Raw genomic sequence first — 16,040 nt, forward strand, 5'->3', positions numbered from 1 at the left:
GGGTGGAAGGCGCCGCCCGGGCCCTCGCGGCGTGGCCCCCCGCCCCCGCCGGACGTAGCGTGACGCCATCGCGCAAGGACGCGCGAGCACCCTCCCACGGACGGGAGGGCGCACCCACCCACGGACGGGAGGGGCTGTGGTCGCACGCCACGTCCTCGTACGGCCGACCCCGCGCAGGATGCGCTGGGCGGCAGCCCTCGGCGCGCTCGGCGCCGCCGGGCTCTGGTCCTCCGCGCAGGCGGCGGACCACCTGCCGGCCGCGGACCAGGCGGTGTGCACGGCGGCCGACGTCGTGTGGGGGTACGAGGTCGCCCTCGGCGACGACGGCAGCGGGTTCGGCGTCAGCGGGGTGCGCTTCGAGCAGGTGCCCGCCGACTGCGACGGGGTCCGGGCCGTCGTCACGTACGTCGACGCGCGCGGCGACCTCGTCCACCGGTCCGCCGTCGGGCTGGGCGCCGGCACGGTGCACGTGCTGCCCGACGACGTGCCGGGGCCGGTGGCGGCGGCGCGCTGGGTCCTCGCCCCGGGCTGAGCCGGCGCGGCGGGGCCGCTCAGACGAGCGGCGTCGGGTCCGGCCGCTTCGGCCGCAGCCGGTCGCCCGACGACCGCCCCTGCAGCCGCCGGCGCGCCCACGGGTACGCGTGCTCGCGCAGCCAGCGGGCGTCCGCGAGCACCCGGTCCCGCCGGGGCGCGGGCGGCAGCGGGGCCAGCGGGTCGTCCCAGTCGTCCCGCTCGGGGGGCAGGCCGAGCGCGACGAGCGCCGCCTGCGCCACCCGCGTGTGGCCGTCGGTGGTGAGGTGGATCCGGTCCTCGGCCCACATCCGCCAGTCGGCGAGGCTGCGCATGCCCCACAGGTCGAGCACGTACGCGCCGTGCCGCCGCGCGATCGACCACACGTGGGTGTTGTAGACGGCGACCCGCGCCCGCGTCGCCCGCACGAGCGGGCTGTCCCGCACGTCGAACCCGGTGCCGAGCAGGACGTCGGCACCGGTGGCGCGCACGCGCACGACCGTGCGCTCGAGCTCGTCCGCGAGCCCGTCCACGTCGACCGACGGCCGCAGCATGTCGTTGCCGCCGCCGATCACGCTGACCAGGTCCGGCTCGAGCGCGAGGGCGGCCGGCACCTGGTCCCGCAGGATCGGGCGCAGGAGGCGGCCGCGGACGGCGAGGTTCGCGTACTCCAGCGGCGCGAGGCCCGCGGCCGTGCGCCGCAGCGACAGGTGCGACGCGAGCTGGTCGGCCCAGCCGCGCTGGGGTGCGTCGCGGCCGTCCGGGTCGTCCCACAGCCCCTCGGAGAAGGAGTCGCCGACGGCGACGTAGCGGGTCCAGCGGGGTGCGGTCGTGGTCTCGTCGGGCCGGTCGGTGACGCTCACGCGTCCACTATGCCCGCTCCCGCCGACAGGTCCGCACCGGCCTCAGGGGAGCGTCCAGTCGACCGGCTCGGCCCCCTGCGCGACGAGCAGCTCGTTCACGCGGGAGAACGGGCGCGAGCCGAAGAAGCCGCGGCTCGCGGACAGCGGGCTGGGGTGCGGGCTCGCGACGACCGGCACGTCGCCGAGCGCGGGACGCAGCTGCTGGGCGTCGCGGCCCCAGAGCACGGCGACGAGCGGGCCGCCGCGCTCCACGAGGGCCGCGATGGCCCGGTCGGTCAGCTGCTCCCAGCCCTTGCCGCGGTGCGAGGCGGGCGCGCCGGGCCGCACCGTCAGCACGCGGTTGAGCAGCATGACGCCCTGGTCGGCCCACGGCGTCAGGTCGCCCGTCGACGGGGGCGGGGTGCCGACGTCGGCCACCAGCTCGGTGAAGACGTTGGCGAGCGAGCGGGGGAGCGGGCGCACGTCCGGCTGGACCGAGAACGACAGACCCATCGGGTGGCCCGGGGTCGGGTAGGGGTCCTGGCCGACGACGAGCACGCGCACGTCGGCCAGCGGGCGGCGGAACGCGTGCAGCACGGCGTCGCCGGCCGGCAGGTACCCGCGCCCCGCGGCGACCTCGGCGCGCAGGAACTCGCCCGCTGCGCGCAGCGCGGGCTCCGCGGGCGCGAGCGCGCGCGCCCAGTCGGGTGCGACGAGCCGGTCGAGGGGTGCGGGGACCACGGCGGGGAAGGCTACCGGCGTCCCGCCGGGGGTGGTACGTCGCCGCGCGGCGAATGACACCCGTGTGGTTCGGCCCGTAGCATGGCCGGGCCGTCCGCGAGGGCGGCGCACGTGCCGGCGTCCCCGGCGCGTGGGCGAGGCACCCGACGGACCGGAGGCACCAATGGACGCCACGGCGAGCAGCGCGACCGCGACCCTCGACGAGACCCGTCCGGCCGACCCCCGTCCCGCCGACGGCGCGGCGCTCTCCGAGCGGGACCAGGCGGTGCTGGCGTTCGAGCGCCAGTGGTGGAAGTACGCCGGCGCCAAGGAGCAGGCGATCCGCGAGCTGTTCGACATGTCGGCCACGCGGTACTACCAGCTGCTCAACGCGCTGATCGACGACCCGGCCGCGCTCGCGCACGACCCGATGCTCGTCAAGCGCCTGCGCCGGATGCGGTCCTCGCGCCAGCGCGCCCGCACCGCCCGCCGCCTCGGCGCCGACGGCTGAGCGAGCCCCGGCCCTCGCGGGGCGCGCACGGACACCGGCACGGTGCCCGTGCGGCGGTCCCCGGTGCGCACCGGCGCACCGGTTAGCCTTGCCGCCGTGAGCAAGGCGGACTACCCCTACCCGGACGACGAGTTCGACGTCGTGCCGCCCGACGGCCCCCGCGGCGTGCACCGCGCCCCGCGCTCGGCCTGGAGCCGCTGGTGGCCGTTCCTCGTCGTCCTGCTGGTGGTGCCGGTGCTCGCGTACGGCGTCGTGTCGTACCTGTCCCGGACCGGCGACCTGCCGGTCGTCGGCGGCGGCAGCGCCCCGGCGGCGGAGGAGGAGACCCCCGCGCCCGAGGACCCCGCCGCCTCGGCGCCCCCGGCCGAGGGCGAGGGCGGGGCGGAGCCCGAGGCGAGCGCGCCGGCCCCCGAGGTGCCCGCCCCGTCGCCCGTCCTGTCGACCCCGGTCGAGGTGCTCAACGGCGCCCGCGTCCCCGGGCTCGCGGGGCGCGTCGCCGACGGCCTGCGCGCGGCGGGCTTCACGTCCGTCACGCCCGACAACGCGACGGACGAGCTGCCGGACGAGTCGACCGTCTACATCGCGTCCGAGGACCAGCGCGCCACCGCGGACCTCGTGGCGTCCACGACGGGGGTCCCGACGATCGCGGTCGACCCGGCGAGGGCGGGCGCGGGCATCGTCGTCCTGCTCGTCTCCGACCCCGAGGGCTGACCGCACGACGGCCTCGGCGGCCGGGCGAACCCCCTGGTCGCGCGCACAGGGCGCCACTAGGCTCCACGCACCGGGGCGACGGCGGAGCGTCCCGGCCCACGGAGGGCGAGGAGCACGGCATGGCGCAGGGCACGGTCAAGTGGTTCAACGCGGAGAAGGGGTACGGCTTCATCACGCCGGACGGCGGCGGCCAGGACCTCTTCGTCCACTACAGCGCGATCCAGAGCTCGGGGTACCGCTCCCTCGAGGAGGGGCAGGCGGTGGACTTCGAGGTCGGCCAGGGCACCAAGGGCCCGCAGGCCGAGCAGGTCCGCCCCCTCTGACGCACCGCGGGCCCTGCGCCCGCACCGAGCACCGCGGGTGCCCCGCCCGCACCGAACGGCCCGGTCGCGCACGCGCGCGACCGGGCCGTCGTCGTCCACGGGCGGGGTCGGTGCTGCTTGCACTCGCAGGGGTCGAGTGCTAACCATTGACTTAGCACTCTCCGGTGGAGAGTGACAGCAGCACCACGGCCGTCAGGTGAGGGCGATCGCGCGCGCGACAGGAGCGTGCGCGGTCGTCCGTCCGTCGCGGGCACCGACCGGCCGACCCACGAACCGGAAGAAGGATCACAGCCCCATGGCCAAGATCATCGCCTTCAACGAGGAGGCCCGGCGGAGCATGGAGCGCGGGCTCAACACCCTCGCCGACACCGTCAAGGTCACCCTCGGCCCGAAGGGCCGCAACGTCGTGCTCGACAAGAAGTGGGGCGCGCCGACGATCACCAACGACGGCGTCTCCATCGCCAAGGAGATCGAGCTCGAGGACCCGTACGAGAAGATCGGTGCGGAGCTCGTCAAGGAGGTCGCCAAGAAGACGGACGACGTCGCCGGTGACGGCACCACGACGGCCACCGTCCTCGCCCAGGCGCTCGTCCGGGAGGGTCTGCGCAACGTCGCCGCCGGCGCCAACCCGATCGCCCTGAAGAAGGGCATCGAGAAGGCCGTCGAGGCGGTCACGGCGCAGCTGCTCAACCAGGCCAAGGAGATCGAGACCAAGGAGGAGATCGCCGCCACGGCCGCCATCTCCGCCGCGGACACCCAGATCGGCGAGCTCATCGCCGAGGCCCTCGACAAGGTGGGCAAGGAGGGTGTCATCACCGTCGAGGAGTCCTCGGGCCTCGGCCTCGAGCTCGAGCTCACCGAGGGCATGCGCTTCGACAAGGGCTACCTGTCGGCGTACTTCGTGACGGACCCGGAGCGCCAGGAGGCGGTCCTCGAGGACGCGTACGTCCTGCTCGTCGAGTCGAAGATCTCGAACGTCAAGGACCTGCTGCCGCTGCTGGAGAAGGTCATCCAGGCCGGCAAGCCGCTCTTCATCGTCGCCGAGGACGTCGAGGGCGAGGCCCTGGCCACGCTCGTCGTCAACAAGATCCGCGGCACGTTCAAGTCCGTCGCCGTCAAGGCCCCGGGCTTCGGCGACCGCCGCAAGGCGATGCTGCAGGACATGGCGGTCCTCACGGGCGGTCAGGTCGTCTCCGAGACCGTCGGCCTCAAGCTCGACACCGTGGGCCTCGAGGTCCTCGGCCAGGCGCGCAAGGTCGTCGTCACCAAGGACGAGACCACGATCGTCGAGGGTGCGGGCGACGCGGCGCAGATCCAGGGCCGCGTGAACCAGATCCGCGCCGAGATCGAGAACTCGGACTCGGACTACGACCGCGAGAAGCTGCAGGAGCGCCTCGCCAAGCTCGCGGGCGGCGTCGCCGTCATCAAGGCGGGTGCGGCGACCGAGGTCGAGCTCAAGGAGCGCAAGCACCGCATCGAGGACGCCGTGCGCAACGCGAAGGCGGCCGTCGAGGAGGGCATCGTCGCCGGTGGTGGCGTCGCGCTCATCCAGGCCGGCAAGCTCGCGTTCGAGAAGCTCGAGCTCGAGGGCGACGAGGCGACGGGTGCGCAGATCGTGAAGGTCGCGATCGAGGCCCCGCTCAAGCAGATCGCGATCAACGCCGGTCTCGAGGGCGGCGTCGTGGCGGAGAAGGTGCGCAACCTCCCCTCCGGCCAGGGCCTCAACGCCGCGACCGGCGAGTACGAGGACCTGCTCGCCGCGGGCGTCAACGACCCGGTCAAGGTGACCCGCTCGGCGCTGCAGAACGCCGCGTCGATCGCCGGTCTGTTCCTCACCACCGAGGCCGTCGTGGCCGACAAGCCGGAGAAGGCCCCCGCGGCCCCGGCCGGTGGCGGCGAGGACTTCGGCGGCGGCTTCTGAGCCTGAGCCGGTCCACGACCGACTGAACGGCCCGAGGGCCGGTCACCCCCACGGGGTGGCCGGCCCTCGGCATGTCCCGCGCGCCGGACGTGCGGGTGCGGGACGGGGACGTCGGGTGCGGGTCAGCGCGGTGCGGCCGGCGGGTCCCACGGGTTCGCCGGCGGCTGCGCCTCGGCCGCGCCGGGCGCCGAGGGGATCTCCGGCGACGGGGTGGCGGACTGCTGCTCGCCGGCGGGGGCGCCGTACGCGGGGGCGCCGTAGGCGGGCGCGTCCTGCACGGGGACGCCGTACGCCGGTGCGGCGCCGACGGGCGCGCCGTACGCGGGGGCCGCCGGGGTGGGGGCGCCGTACGCGGGGGCGCCGTAGCCGGTGACGGGAGCGGCCGCGCCGTACCCGGCGGCACCGTACGCGTACGGGTCGCTGCCGCCGGGCGCGAGGCCCGCGCGCGCCTCGAGCTCGCGCACGCGACGCTCGATCGGCCACTCCGTGAAGGCGAACATGATGAGGAAGACGAGGTTCGCGACCGGCACCAGGACGAGCAGGCCGTGCCAGAGCGTCCAGCCGGCCTTCCGGGCGACGCGCATGTAGAGGTACACGCCGAACGCGATCGCGGCGAGGTAGAGCAGGCCCAGGAAGATCATCCCGACGACGGCGCCGGTGGCGGCGCCGGAGTCGTAGGAGTCGTACGAGGCGAGGAGCACAGGGGCCTCCGGAGGCAGAGCGGGGACGGTGCGGCCGCCGCTCAGGCGGCCGCGGCGAGGTTACTGGCCAGCGCGAGTGCGCGCGGCACCGCGTCCAGGTAGGCGTGGGCGACCTCGTACTCGTCGAGACCGGTCGCGCGCACGCCGTCCGCGTCGTTCGCCTCGTGCGCGAGCACTGCGGCGAGCACCGGGCCGTAGCGTCCGGTGCGGTGCAGGAGGGCGTCCGCGACGTCCGACGACACGCCCGTGTCCGCCACGACGTTGGCCGCCGGCACCCGCAGGTAGGACGACACCGCGGACAGCAGGCCGACCGTGTACCCGACGTCGTCGCCGGCGAGCCCGCCGCACGCGGACGCGCGGGTGAGCAGGTACCACAGCGCCTCCATCGAGGCCGGCGTCGCGCCGACGAGGGACGCCGTGGCCAGCGCGCCGAGGTGGCGCGGACCCAGCAGGACGACGGCCTGGCGCACCGAGTCGACCTTGTTGCGCACGCCCATCGCGGAGGAGTTGACCAGGTGCAGCACCCGCACGGTGAGCACCGGGTCGGTCTGGACGACCCGGATCACCTCCCGCTGGTCGACCGCGTCCTCCGACAGCAGCCGGAGCAGCTCGAGGCACTGGATCTCGCTGACGCCCCACGCGCGGTCGGCCGCGGTCGGGCCGTTGTTGAGCACCAGGGGGCCCTGCAGCAGCTCCGCGCCGACGTCGAGGGCGACCTGGACCCGCTCGCGCGTCGTCGCGCGCTCGGCGATGACGACGGTCCCGGACTGCACGGCACGCGCCACGAGGTCGGCGAGCACCGCCGGGTCGGCGGCGGCGTCGACCTTGACGAGCTGGACGTGCGGCAGCAGCGCGTCCTGCTCGGGCGAGGCGGTGTAGTCGGCGAGGGCCACCCGCACGTCGGCCTCGGCGAGGGCGCCGAGGCGCGCGCGCACGTCCGCCTCGGCCACGAGCGTGGGCGGGAGCTCCAGCGTCAGGCCGTGCGGGGCGCCGAGGAACGGCGTCGGGTCGGCGAGGAGGCGGCGGGTCGCGCGCACCACGAGCGGGCGCGTCCCGGCGACGAGGTCGGGGTCGATGAGGGAGTAGGCGGCGTCGACCAGGTGCTCGGCCGACGCCTCGGGCAGCGGCACGCCGTCCGGCCCCAGGACGCGTCCCCGCACGGCGTAGGCGAACACGCTGCGGTCGGGGTGCACGATCGGCTGGCGGTGGATGCTCGCCCCGGCACGCGCGGTCGAGGTCGTCTCCGGCACAAAGTCCTCCCCAGGTGTGGTTCCGCCACCCCATCGGCCGCGGCGCCGCGTACCTGAGTGCTAGCACCCACCCGCGCGCGGACGGGTGCCGGCGCGGACGGTCAGCCGAGCGGTGCGCGCAGGGGGAGGTCGGCGTCGAGGACGACCTGACGGGCCCAGCCGCGGTGCGGCTCGACGACGACCGGCGCCAGCAGGTTCACCGAGTGGTGGGTGCGGTCGTCGTCGGCGGGGTGGACCACGGCGAGGAGCACGGGGTGGGCGCCGTCGGCCTGCGGGTCGAGCGTCCGCACGACGTCGTCGTCCAGCGCCGGGTCGTAGTCCGCGAAGAAGACGTGCGGCGCGACGACGAACAGCCGGACGGGACGCGGGCCCTGCGGCGTGCTGCGCAGCGCGAACAGCACGCCCTCGTCGTCGAGGGCCTCGAGCGCGAACTCCGAGTGGCCCGGCAGGCCGGGGAGCTCGGCGACGAGCCGGAGCGTGGACGGGACGTCGCGCGGCCCGTCGGGGGTGCTGACCGCGACGCGGGAGACGACGGCGGTCATCGCAGGAAGTCCAGGAGCGTGGGCTGCAGGACCTTCGCGGTGGCGGCGAGGGCGCCCTGGTAGGCCACCTCCTGCGCCTGCAGGTCGAGCACGGCCTGCGCGAGGTCCACGTCCTCGATCGCGGAGAGCTGGCTCGCGAGCGTGACCTTCTCGTCCGCGAGGCCGGCGGTCGCGCTCTTCACCTGGTTGTGCCGGGCGCCGACCGACGCGACCTCGCGGAGCATGGCCGACATGCGGGCGTCGATCCCGTCGATGCCGGCGGAGAGGTCGCCGCCGGCCCGGATCGTCGCCGCCAGGTCGTCGAGGAGCGCGAACGCCGAGCCGGCGCCGGTGCCGAACACGGCGGCCCCGTCGGAGTCCACGCGGACGGCCGTCTCGGGCCCGACCTGACGCGTGACCGCCGCGCCGGTCGCACCGCCGTGCGCGTACGCCGGGGCGGGGCCGAAGGCGGGGCCGGACGCCGTCCCGGCGAAGACGGACCGGCCGGCGTACTGCGTGTTCGCCTGCCCGCGCAGCTGCACGCCGAGCGCCTCCATCTCCGCCGCGAGGGCCTCGCGGGACTCGGCGCCCATCGCGCCCGAGCCGGCGCGCACCGCGAGGTCGCGGGCCTTGCGGACGATCGCGAGGGACTCCTGCAGCGCGCTGTCGACCGTGGTGAGCCACGCGTCGCCGTCGGTCGCGTTGCGCTGGTGCTGCACGTTGGCCCGCTGGTCCGCCCGCAGGCGCAGCAGGTCGGCGGCGCCCGCGGGGTCGTCGGAGGGGACCGTGATCTTGGTGCCCGCCGACATGCGGGCCTGGAGCTCCGCGCTGCGCTGGAGGTTCGCCTGCAGGTTCGCGAGGGTCGAGCGCTGGACGGTCTGGTGGGTGACGCGGCCGATGGTCATCGTCGTCACCGCCCCACGACGCCGGTGCGGTTGATCAGGGTGTCGAGCATCTCGTCGATCGCGGTGAGCACGCGGGCCGCGCCCTCGTACGCACGCTGGTACGCGAGCATGTTCACGGTCTCCTCGTCGACGTCGACGCTCGCGTTCGCGAGCTGCTGCTGCTCGGCCGTGGTGAGCGCGACGGCGGCCACCTGGGCCCGGGACGTCGCGCTGGCGGTGCGCACCCCGATGTCGGTGACGGTCCGGCGCCACAGGGCGTCCGGCCCGGCGGCGTCCGCCCCCAGCCGCGCGATCGCCGCGGCCACCGAGCCGTCGTAGGCACCGAGGTCCGGGCCGGCGGCGGCGATCTCGGCGACGTCCGTCACGGCGACGCGCAGCCCGAGCGCGAGGGGCTGCCCCGGCTCGAAGCGGAAGAAATCCCCGCCCGGGTCCCCGTCGCGGGTGCGTCCCGTGCGGTGCAGCTCGTTGACCTGGTCCGCGATCGTGCGGGCCAGCTCGTCGTAGCCGGCCGCGGCCTCGGTGAGCAGGCCGCCGTTGCCGCCGGCGGGCGGGGCCAGGACGGTCAGCAGGCCCGCGACGCGCCCGTCGGCGAGCCCGACGGGCTGGTCCGGCTTGGCGGCCCAGACGACCGACACCGGCTGCCCGCTCGTGGCGGCCGAGAACGCGCTCGCGCCGCGGACCTCGAGCGCGGCGACCTTGTCGCCGCGCACGAGGGCGTTGCCGCCGACGAACAGGTCGACCTGGCCGTCCTCGCGCACGCGGGCCGTGGCGCCGACCAGGCCCGCGAGCTCGGTGACGAGCTGGTCGCGCTGGTCGGCGAGCTCGTGCGCCTGGGCGCCGGAGTTCGTGATGGCGAGGATGCGCTCGTTGAGGTCGGCGACCTGGGCGGCGGCGACGTTGGTGCGCTCGACCTGCGCGGTCACCTCGGTGCGCGCCTGCTCCCACTGCGTGCCGGCGGCGGAGTACAGCGTGTGCAGGCGGTCCGTGACGGCGACGGCCCGCTCGAGCAGCACGGCGCGGGCGGCGTCCTGGTCGCTGGAGTTCGCGACGTCGGACCAGCCGGCCCACAGGTCGGACAGCTGCGCGGCGAGGGCCGTCTTGGCGGGTTCGCCGATGCCCTTCTCCAGCCGTGCGTGCGCGTCCGCGACCACGTCGAGGCGGCCCGCCCCGGCGGCCGCGGTGCGCACGCGGTTGTCGAGGAAGACGTCCCCGAGGCGCTGGACGCCCGACGCGGTGGTGCCCAGGCCGATCCCGTCCGACGTCGAGAACATCGACGGGACCGTGGAGGCGGGCAGCGACGACAGCACGGCGCGCTGGCGTGTGTAGCCGACGGTGTTGGCGTTCGCGACGTTGTTGGCGGAGACGTCGAGGGCGACGCGCTGCGCGATCAGCGAGCTGAGCGCGGTGCCGAGGCCGGAGAAGGTGCTCATGCGTGCGGGGTCCCTCAGATCGACCGGTCGAGGAGCTGGGCGGAACGGGCCTCGCTGGCGCGCTGGCCCTGGCCGTCGTACGTGTCGACGGTGTCCTGCAGGGACAGCAGGGTCTCCTGCGCGGCCCGGTGCGAGACGGCGAGCAGCTCGCGGTTGCCGTCGGCGAGGGCGGAGATCTCGGACGTGAGCCCGGCGAAGGCGTCGCGGTGCGCGCGCATGATCTCGTCCCACGGGGTGGGGGCGCTCTCGGCGAGCATCGCGAGGCTGGCGCCGGGCTCGAGACCGAGCTCCGCGGCGGCGGCGTCCACCTCGACGGCGCGGCCGACCTCGGCCGTGCGGATCTCGTCGAGCACGGACTCCACCTCGCGGGTCGCGTGGCCGAGCCAGCGCGTGCGGCCGGCGGTGAGGACGAGCTGCTCCTCCTCCAGCTTGAAGAGCAGGAGCTCGAGCAGGTGCCGCTCGCGCCAGAGCACCTCCGAGAGGCGCTCGAGGGCGGGGCTGCGCGTCACAGTGTCACCTCCGTGCCGGATCGGTCCGCCGTGTCCGGCGTCCGCACGCCCTATCGGCCGCGGTGCGTCGCACGTGATGCGTCTGGGGGGACTTTTCGTGCGGGGTGCCGGCGTGGGCCTGTGCGCCCTCGCCGGACGGTCCCCGACCGGCCGCTGCGCCTGCGGATCGTCCGTGCACCCGTGGTCCTGAGTGTGATCTGCGTCACAACGCCGCCCGGCGGACGGGGTCCGCTCGTCACCAACCGACGCATCGGTCCGGTTTGCCGCCGCCCGAGGTGTGGCGGTCGGACCGGTTCGAATCGTTTCGGTCCCATTCCGCTGTGGTCGCGTTCCCACTTCAAGGTCGCCGTCCAGGTGACCGACGCGGCCTGTGTGAGCGCGAACACGATCGACGAGCTGGTCCGGGAGCACCTGCCGCTCGTCGGCTACAACGTCAACGAGATGCTGCACCGCGTGCCGCCCAGCGTGTCGCGCGACGAGCTGACCTCGGCGGGGTCGCTCGCACTGGTGCTGGCGGCGAGGGCCTACGACCCGTCGACCAACGTGCCGTTCGCCCGGTACGCGTCCCTGCGCATCAAGGGCGCGCTGATCGACGAGCTGCGGTCCATGGACTGGGCGAGCCGGGGCGCCCGCCGGCGCGGCCGCGAGCTCGCGACCGCCGTCGAGCAGCTGCGCAGCGCGCTCGGCCGCACGCCGACGCGTGAGGAGACGGCCGCCGCCATGGGCGTCGACGTCGCCGCCGTCGACGCGGCCCGGGCCGACGCCGAGCGCCGTGTGCTGTCGCTCGACCTGCCCGAGGGCAACGTCGCCGACACCGTGCGCGACGAGTCCGACGGCCCCGAGGACGCCCTGCTCGCCGCCGAGCGCGTGCACTGGCTGCGCGCCGCGGTCGCCGAGCTGCCGGACCGGCTGCGCGCCGTCGTCGTCGGCCTCTACCTCGAGGACCGCAGCGTCGCCGAGGTCGCCGCCGACCTCGGCGTCACCCAGTCCCGCGTCAGCCAGCTGCGCACCGAGGCGCTCGCGCTCATGCGCGACGGCCTCAACACCGCGTTCGAGCCGGGCCTCGTCGCGGCCGCGGAGCGCCCGCAGGGCGTGGCCGCCCGCCGCCGGCAGGGCTACTTCGCCGCCATCGCCGCGCGGGCCGCCCTCGCGCCGGCCGTCCGCATCGACACCCGCGTCGACGTGGTGCCCACCCAGCGCGAGCCCCTCGGGCAGAAGACCGACCTGGTCGGCTGACGGCACCACCGGCCGCACCACCCGCCGCACCCCCCGCAGCACCACCCGCCAAGTCCGCCGCCTCCGCGCCGAGTCCGCCGCCTGCACGCGTCGGACCCGGCACCGGAGCGGCGGACTCGGCGTCGTTCGTTCGTGCGTGGGCGCGTCCCGGCGGGCGGGGGAGGGGCGGGCCGCGACCGGGAGCAGGGCGGCCGAGGAAAAAGTTCTGCGGAGTCCTCAGGCCGGCCGCCGACGGGTCGATGGGGGTGACGTGCCCACGGATGGGCTGTCCTGACCCGACTCAAGGAGGAAGAGAACCATGGGTCTCTCGATCAACACCAACCTCGCGGCGATGAACTCGTACCGCAACCTCTCGGCGACGCAGGGCGACCTGTCGTCCTCGCTCGAGAAGCTGTCGTCGGGTCTGCGGATCAACCGTGCGGCCGACGACGCGGCCGGTCTGGCCATCTCCGAGGGCCTGCGCGCCCAGATCGGTGGCACCAAGCAGGCCGTCCGCAACGCCCAGGACGGCATCTCCGTCGTCCAGACGGCGGAGGGTGCGCTCACCGAGACGCACTCGATCCTGCAGCGCATGCGCACGCTCGCGGTGCAGGCGTCGAACGACGGCGGTCTGTCCACGGACGCCAAGAGCAACATCCAGGACGAGATGGACCAGCTCAAGACGGAGCTGACCCGTATCGCCGACACCACGCAGTTCAACGGCGCCAAGCTGCTGGACGGCAACTACAACGGCACGTTCCAGGTCGGCGCGAACAACTCGTCCTCGGACCAGATCGCCGTCAACCTGGTGCGGCCCAACGGCATGAGCGCTCAGGGTCTGAACGTCGACGGTGTCGACGTCACCGCCGCAGCGAGCAACGCCACGACTGCGGACCTCACCACGGCCGCCGCCGCCGGCGAGGCGGCCGTGCTGACGGTCGGCACCGGCGACTTCACGGACGCCAACACGACGGACCTCTCCGCGAAGTACGCGGGTCTGAACGGCACGATCTCGATCGGCTCCAAGTCGCTCGACCTCGCGTCCGTGGACTTCTCGGCGGCGACCGACGAGGACAGCAGCGTGGCGGCGATCCAGGCGAAGGCGGACGAGGTGTTCGGCGCCGGCGCGGTGACGGTCGCCGCCTCGACGACGGGCCTCACGTTCACCGGTGCGACGCCGGGTGCGACGGCAAGCGCCACGGAGGCTGCCGCTACGGAGCCCAAGTTCACGCAGGCGTCGGGTGCGAACGAGGCGATCGACCTCATCAACACGGCCATCACGACGGTGTCGTCGGTCCGCTCGGAGCTCGGTGCCGTGCAGAACCGGTTCGACCACACCATCAACAACCTCAACGTCGCGGTGGAGAACCTGTCCGCGTCGGAGAGCCGCATCCGTGACACGGACATGGCCGAGGAGATGGTGTCGTTCACGCGGGCGCAGATCCTGTCGCAGGCGGGCACGGCGATGCTCGCGCAGGCGAAGTCGCTTCCGCAGTCCGTCCTGCAGCTCCTGCAGTGACGTCCCCGGTCACCGTGAGGTGACCGGTACGAAAGCAGCACCGACCGGCGGTGGGCGGCCCCCGCCCACCGCCGGTCGTCGTAGCGGGCCGGGAGCACCGGCCGGCCGGCACGGGACACGGAGGACCACCAGCGATGGCAGCGATCGACGGCCTCGTCAGCGGCATCAAGACCGCCGAGCTGATCGACAGCCTCCTGTACCTCGAGGCGGGCAACCAGCGGCAGCTCGCGACGAAGAAGGCGACCGCGCAGCAGCTCGCGACGGCGCTGCAGTCGCTCACCACGAAGGTCTCCTCGCTGGCCGAGTCGGCGACGACGGCCTCGAAGCCGGAGTCGTGGCGGGCCGTCACGGCGAAGGTGGACCAGCCGGGCGCGGCCACCGGCGCCGCGCCGGCCGCGACCGCCGTCGCGGGGGCGACCGCCACGGCGGGCACCCTGACCTTCCGCGTCGGGGCGGTCGCGCAGTCCCAGGCCTCTCTCGTCACCCTGCCCGCTGGGGACGCCTACGCCGGCGAGAAGCCGACGTTCACGCTGACCCGCGACGGCGAGACCACGACGGTCACCGCCAAGAGCGCCGCGGTCCCGGACCTCGTCGACGCGTTCAACGCGTCCGGCACCGGCGTGCGCGCCACCGCCGTCAAGGTCGCCGTGCTCGACGCGGAGGGCAAGCCGACGGGCGAGAGCACGTACCGGCTGCAGCTGACAGGCACGGAGACGGGCGGGGACAACGCCTTCACCCTGTCCTACCGAGGGGCGGACGGTGACGTCGCCGTCGGTCTGCAGACGATCCGCGCGGCGCAGGACGCGCGCGTCACGCTGTTCCCGGGCTCGGGCGCCGAGCAGGTGCTCACCTCGTCCTCCAACACGTTCGAGGGCGTCATGACGGGCGTGGACCTGACGGTCACCGCCGTCACCGCTGCGGACGCGCAGCCGCTCACCCTCACGGTCGCGCGCGACGAGGCCGCGGTGAAGAAGCTCGCGTCCGGGCTCGTCGCGAACCTCAACACGGTGCTGTCCGAGATCTCGTCGCGCAGCAAGCCGAGCACGACCACCGAGGCGGACGGCCGAACGGTCGTCAGCGGCGGCCTCTTCGCCGGCGACACCCGCATCCGCCTCCTGCAGCAGCAGGTGCTCTCCGAGGCGTCGATGCCGGTGGGCGGCGTCGCCCCGGCTGACGTGGGCATCGTGATCTCCCGTAACGGGGACTTCACGTTCGACGACGCGGTGTTCACCGCCGCGCTCGCCAAGGACCCCGACCAGGTGCAGAAGGTTGTGGCCGGTGTCGCCGAGCGGCTGGCGAAGACCGCGACGCTCGCGTCGCGCAGCGGCGACGGCACCCTCACGCTCGCCGTCGAGGCGCAGCAGTCCACCGTGCGCGACCTCGGCGACCGGATCTCCGACTGGGACGACCGGCTCGCGATGCGGCGCACGTCGCTCGAGCGCACGTACGCCGCGCTGGAGACCACCCTGTCGCGGCTCTCGTCGCAGTCGAGCTACCTCGCCAGCCAGATCGCCGCGCTGAACGCGCAGCCGACGAAGTAAGCAGGAGGCCTCATGTACGACGCCCGCAGCCGCTACGTCGCGGCCTCGGTCGAGACCGCGAGCCCGGCACGCCTGCTGACGATGCTGTGCGACCGGCTGCTGCTCGACGTGCAGCGTGCCGCGCACGCGCTCGGCGCGGGGCAGCGCCCGCAGGCCACGCAGCACCTCGCGCACGCGCAGGAGATCGTCGCCGAGCTCATCGCGAGCCTCGACGTGGACGCGTGGGAGGGCGGGCCGCGCCTGCTGTCGATCTACACGTGGCTGCACGGCGAGCTGCTGTCGGCGGCGGCGTCGGGCGACGCCGAGCGCGTCGACGCGTGCGCGCGCGTGGTCGAGCCGCTCGCGCGGACCTGGCACGAGGCGGCGGACGCCGTCGCGCGCACGGCCGCACCCGCCGTCCCGGCCCCGGTCGCCGCATACGCCGCCACCGCCGCCCCCGGCGCGGGCCTGCTCGGGGTCGGCTGAGATGACCCCGGCACCCCCGGTCGGCGGTGCCGACGAGGCCGGCGCCTGGGACGGGCGCTGGGAGCAGGCGCTGCGCGAGCTCGAGCTCGACGTCGCCGCCGCCGAGCGGCTGCTCGCGGCGGCGCACCTGCCCGACGTCGACGAGGTCACCGCGCGCCGGTGGCGTCCGCCGGCCGGTCTCGGGCCGCTGCCCGCACCCCTGCGCGAGCGCGCGCAGGCACTGCTCGACCACCAGCTCGACCTCGCCCGCCGCGCCGCCGAGGCGATGACGCTCGCGCGGCGCCAGCTCGCCGCGGCGGACGCGCTGCGCACCCGCCCGGCCGCCGTGCCGGTCTTCGTCGACACGCAGGCCTGAGACGCGCTCCGGGACGATCAGGACGTCCTGACCAGCACGTACGGCCGACCGGGTGAAGGTCGGGTCGAACCGCATCGACGTCTCACACGCC

Annotated in this window: 18 protein-coding genes; 10 read left to right on the forward strand and 8 right to left on the reverse strand. The window is 74.9% G+C overall.

The features are described from left to right. Positions 1-136: 136 nt before the first annotated feature. Positions 137-532 (forward strand): hypothetical protein, encoded by a 396-nt coding sequence (locus FB586_RS06245; protein ID WP_136518476.1) that lies wholly within the window; start codon positions 137-139, stop codon positions 530-532. A 19-nt stretch (positions 533-551) separates the two neighbouring features. Here the strand turns inward: FB586_RS06245 and FB586_RS06250 are convergent, their stop codons facing one another. Both FB586_RS06250 and FB586_RS06255 read right to left on the reverse strand, forming a co-directional pair. After that, positions 552-1,373 (reverse strand): SGNH/GDSL hydrolase family protein, encoded by an 822-nt coding sequence (locus FB586_RS06250; protein ID WP_136518477.1) that lies wholly within the window; start codon positions 1,371-1,373, stop codon positions 552-554. Positions 1,374-1,415: 42 nt separating this feature from the next. Further along, positions 1,416-2,093: a uracil-DNA glycosylase gene (locus FB586_RS06255; RefSeq protein ID WP_136518478.1), complete on the reverse strand. Its 678-nt coding sequence runs from the start codon at positions 2,091-2,093 to the stop codon at positions 1,416-1,418. A gap of 163 nt (positions 2,094-2,256) precedes the next feature. Here FB586_RS06255 and FB586_RS06260 point away from each other — a divergent pair, with 163 nt between their 5' ends. The 4 genes from FB586_RS06260 to groL all read left to right on the forward strand — a co-directional run bounded on the left by FB586_RS06260 (position 2,257) and on the right by groL (position 5,538). After that, on the forward strand, positions 2,257-2,583 hold the full coding sequence (locus FB586_RS06260; RefSeq protein WP_187697849.1) for a DUF3263 domain-containing protein: 327 nt from the start codon (positions 2,257-2,259) through the stop codon (positions 2,581-2,583). A 96-nt stretch (positions 2,584-2,679) separates the two neighbouring features. After that, the gene (locus tag FB586_RS06265; RefSeq protein WP_168800478.1) at positions 2,680-3,294 is read left to right on the forward strand and encodes a LytR C-terminal domain-containing protein; all 615 of its coding nucleotides are present in this window, start codon (positions 2,680-2,682) and stop codon (positions 3,292-3,294) included. A gap of 119 nt (positions 3,295-3,413) precedes the next feature. Continuing rightward, positions 3,414-3,617, forward strand: coding sequence for a cold-shock protein (locus tag FB586_RS06270; RefSeq protein ID WP_136518481.1), 204 nt, complete (start codon positions 3,414-3,416; stop codon positions 3,615-3,617). A 295-nt stretch (positions 3,618-3,912) separates the two neighbouring features. Beyond that, on the forward strand, positions 3,913-5,538 hold the full coding sequence (groL, locus tag FB586_RS06275) for a chaperonin GroEL (protein ID WP_136518482.1): 1,626 nt from the start codon (positions 3,913-3,915) through the stop codon (positions 5,536-5,538). A 122-nt stretch (positions 5,539-5,660) separates the two neighbouring features. Here the strand turns inward: groL and FB586_RS06280 are convergent, their stop codons facing one another. The 6 genes from FB586_RS06280 to flgN all read right to left on the reverse strand — a co-directional run bounded on the left by FB586_RS06280 (position 5,661) and on the right by flgN (position 10,854). Continuing rightward, positions 5,661-6,239 carry a hypothetical protein gene (locus FB586_RS06280; protein ID WP_136518483.1) on the reverse strand — a complete coding sequence of 193 codons (579 nt, stop codon included), beginning with the start codon at positions 6,237-6,239 and terminating at the stop codon, positions 5,661-5,663. Between the two features lie 41 nt (positions 6,240-6,280). Then, the gene (locus FB586_RS06285) at positions 6,281-7,489 is read right to left on the reverse strand and encodes an EAL and HDOD domain-containing protein (protein ID WP_136518484.1); all 1,209 of its coding nucleotides are present in this window, start codon (positions 7,487-7,489) and stop codon (positions 6,281-6,283) included. A 101-nt stretch (positions 7,490-7,590) separates the two neighbouring features. Then, a complete protein-coding gene (gene fliW, locus FB586_RS06290; RefSeq protein WP_136518485.1) occupies positions 7,591-8,031 on the reverse strand; it encodes a flagellar assembly protein FliW in 441 nt (146 codons plus the stop codon). Further along, positions 8,028-8,915 carry a flagellin N-terminal helical domain-containing protein gene (locus FB586_RS06295; RefSeq protein WP_136518922.1) on the reverse strand — a complete coding sequence of 296 codons (888 nt, stop codon included), beginning with the start codon at positions 8,913-8,915 and terminating at the stop codon, positions 8,028-8,030. The genes fliW and FB586_RS06295 overlap by 4 nt, the downstream gene beginning before the upstream one ends. A gap of 5 nt (positions 8,916-8,920) precedes the next feature. Continuing rightward, positions 8,921-10,345, reverse strand: coding sequence for a flagellar hook-associated protein FlgK (flgK, locus tag FB586_RS06300; protein ID WP_136518486.1), 1,425 nt, complete (start codon positions 10,343-10,345; stop codon positions 8,921-8,923). Positions 10,346-10,359: 14 nt separating this feature from the next. Continuing rightward, the gene (flgN, locus tag FB586_RS06305; RefSeq protein ID WP_136518487.1) at positions 10,360-10,854 is read right to left on the reverse strand and encodes a flagellar export chaperone FlgN; all 495 of its coding nucleotides are present in this window, start codon (positions 10,852-10,854) and stop codon (positions 10,360-10,362) included. Between the two features lie 372 nt (positions 10,855-11,226). On the opposite strand from flgN, the gene FB586_RS06310 reads away from it, so the two are divergent. The 5 genes from FB586_RS06310 to FB586_RS06330 all read left to right on the forward strand — a co-directional run bounded on the left by FB586_RS06310 (position 11,227) and on the right by FB586_RS06330 (position 15,949). Next, on the forward strand, positions 11,227-12,090 hold the full coding sequence (locus FB586_RS06310) for a sigma-70 family RNA polymerase sigma factor (RefSeq protein WP_136518488.1): 864 nt from the start codon (positions 11,227-11,229) through the stop codon (positions 12,088-12,090). Between the two features lie 298 nt (positions 12,091-12,388). Next, positions 12,389-13,588 (forward strand): flagellin N-terminal helical domain-containing protein, encoded by a 1,200-nt coding sequence (locus FB586_RS06315; RefSeq protein WP_136518489.1) that lies wholly within the window; start codon positions 12,389-12,391, stop codon positions 13,586-13,588. Positions 13,589-13,722: 134 nt separating this feature from the next. Then, positions 13,723-15,129, forward strand: coding sequence for a flagellar filament capping protein FliD (gene fliD / locus FB586_RS06320; RefSeq protein WP_136518490.1), 1,407 nt, complete (start codon positions 13,723-13,725; stop codon positions 15,127-15,129). A gap of 12 nt (positions 15,130-15,141) precedes the next feature. Continuing rightward, the gene (locus FB586_RS06325; protein WP_136518491.1) at positions 15,142-15,594 is read left to right on the forward strand and encodes a flagellar export chaperone FliS; all 453 of its coding nucleotides are present in this window, start codon (positions 15,142-15,144) and stop codon (positions 15,592-15,594) included. Between the two features lies 1 nt (position 15,595). After that, positions 15,596-15,949, forward strand: a complete 354-nt coding sequence (locus tag FB586_RS06330; protein WP_136518492.1) for a hypothetical protein — start codon at positions 15,596-15,598, stop codon at positions 15,947-15,949. The last annotated feature ends 91 nt before the right edge of the window (positions 15,950-16,040 follow it).

The organism is Cellulomonas telluris (genome assembly GCF_004886325.1).
GTDB lineage: Bacteria > Actinomycetota > Actinomycetes > Actinomycetales > Cellulomonadaceae > Cellulomonas > Cellulomonas telluris.